This window comes from Exiguobacterium sp. TDN 0502 (genome assembly GCF_050846835.1).
In the GTDB taxonomy this organism is placed as follows: domain Bacteria; phylum Bacillota; class Bacilli; order Exiguobacteriales; family Exiguobacteriaceae; genus Exiguobacterium_A.
Genome location: NZ_JBOZGJ010000030.1, coordinates 1 through 2,366 on the forward strand (window position 1 = coordinate 1; position 2,366 = coordinate 2,366).

Consider the following 2,366-nt stretch of genomic DNA (forward strand, 5'->3'; position numbering starts at 1 on the left):
TGTATTTTGCAATAGGTTTGTGCAGTAAATTGCAGAAAAAAGTACAGAACTTTGCCAGTACATATTTAATTTCTTGATAATGCATGTGTGACACGATAACTGTCGCCCGTGAAGGTCAGAATGTGCGCATGATGAATCACACGATCGACGAGTGCTGACGTTAACCTTGGGTCTGCGAAAACACGATTCCATTGACTGAATTCTAGATTCGATGTGATAATGATGCTTTTCTTTTCATACCAGTCTGTAATGAGATGGAACAGGAGTTCTGCGGACTCTTTGGATAATGGAAGATAGCCCATTTCATCCAAGACGATAAGATCCGCAGAATCGAGACGTGCGTGGAAGCTACTCAGCTTTCCATCACGCCATGCTTTGGTGAGCTGCTCTACGAGCTCCGAAACACGAAAGAAACGTACTTCTTTTCCTTTACGACAGGCTTCCCGTCCTAGACCAATCGCAAGATGTGTCTTCCCGGTGCCTGGGGCACCCGTGAGCACTACATTTTGCTGATGATCGATGAAAGAGAGCGACATCAATTCTTCTTTCTTAAGATGACGAGGGAAGTAGATGTTGTCATGCCAACGATAGTCCTCAAGTGATTTATTATTGATGAATTTCGCTTTTTTTATGAGCCTCTCTGCCTTCGCTTCTTCACGAAGTCTCATCTCCGTCTCGAAGAGTGTCAGGAGAAATGTCTCGGACGATTCCATCGGAATCGATTCATAAATTTCAGCGACGTAAGCGAGCCGAAGTGATTTGCACATCTCTTTTAGATTCACGACTGCACCTCACTCTGCCATGGTCGATTCAAACTGTCATATTTGCTCCAATCGACATCGTAGGGATGCTCCTCGATGTCAGAATAGTCATCGCTTTGGCTCAGTAGCTCATACAACCGTTCATCGATTTCAGTGATGGAATGCAGGACTAATCTAGAACGTAGCCATCCCAGTCTTTCTCGCCGTATCATCAGATTTTGGATGTTCAGATACTCCCGAATTCGTCCAGGGAGGTACTCTGCGTGACGTGAATGACCATAACTACGTGGCTTCTTGTACCATTCGTTGAGAATGCTTTCCCAAGGTAACGCCCGTTTCGTCATCATATAAGGTCGTTTTTCTTCGTACAGGATTTCTCCATGACGAGAAATGATTTTCATATCGTCCCATTTTAGGATTGCTCTCACTTGTCCATGTCGGGAGCCTGATGGAACGAGAATCTTTGTTTGATCGATGGTCACTTCTCCATATTTGTTCACCTTCAAGAGTTCCTCTCTAAACACCGGAAAGTCTTCTTCCGGCAGTCGAAGGAGATGCTTCTGCTCTTCCAAAACGAGATCTTTGATCCGTACTTTCTTTTCGTAATGGATACGTTCCATGTCATCCCGGAGGGATGATGCGAGGCGTCGGTTCAACGACTCGAAATCATTCATGATGGGAGAAGGAACCAGGAAGTTGTAACGGACATATCCGACCTTGTTTTCGACGCTTCCTTTCTCATTCCCACTGTACGGATTACAGCTTTGAACCTGGAAACCATAGTGCGCCACGAATTGCTGAAAGGCATCCGTATAAATGGCTTCTTCCTTTGTTGTCCGTACTTTAGCCACGGCTGCCGGGAGATTGTCAATCCGTAATTGTTGCGGCACGCCTCCGATTTCTTCGAACAGTCTCTTCAATCCGGTCAGGAAACATTCCTGGTTCTCTGCTGGTAATGCAACCGCAGCTGTTCGATTGCTATATGGCATGGATAGGATCAAGCAATGCACATCGACCGCATGACTATCCTTCACGACTTCCATGACCCCAAAATCTACCTGTGCTTCTCCAGGAGGATGGACCAACCGTTCGAACCGACTATCGTTTTCTACATCACGACCTAAGCGCCATTCTTTGATGAATTGACAGACGGTCCGGTAGGACCCTTCAAATCCATATGTACATAGCGTCTCATATAGTTTTTTATTGGTTCGCCGTTGTTTCTTTTTCATCATCGCATCTTCCTGTAGCCAGTCCTCAATCATTTCGCCCCAACGGGTGCCGTACATCATACCTCGCTTGGAAGAAGAACTTTCTTTTGGTAGAAAAGACTCATCGGCATATTTTTTAGCAGTTCGCCAGTTCAGGTTAAGATCTTTCGCGATTTTATTGATGGAATAGGATTTATGGTTCCTTAAAAATTTGATACAATTGATTTCGGACATTGTTAGCATTCCTTTCATCTCCTTAACGTTCTTGTTTCGCAACTTAAACGTTAGGATGAATTTGTGGGTGCTGGCAAGTCCTTTTCTTTTTTCGCAAAAGGAGTGCAGAACTGTGTACGTTTCCGTCGCACAAGTCTGCACTCCTATTCTGCATTACACA

The 2,366-nt window shown here is 44.8% G+C and carries 2 protein-coding genes; both read right to left on the minus strand.

The genetic code is table 11. The annotated features are described in order from the left end of the window. Window positions 1-65: 65 nt before the first annotated feature. Entirely contained in the window at window positions 66-767 is a 702-nt protein-coding gene (istB, locus tag ACRPK8_RS15710; RefSeq protein ID WP_432238984.1) for an IS21-like element helper ATPase IstB, read from the minus strand. A gap of 11 nt (window positions 768-778) precedes the next feature. Continuing rightward, the gene (istA, locus tag ACRPK8_RS15715) at window positions 779-2,224 is read right to left on the minus strand and encodes an IS21 family transposase (protein ID WP_432238985.1); all 1,446 of its coding nucleotides are present in this window, start codon (window positions 2,222-2,224) and stop codon (window positions 779-781) included. Window positions 2,225-2,366: the final 142 nt, after the last annotated feature.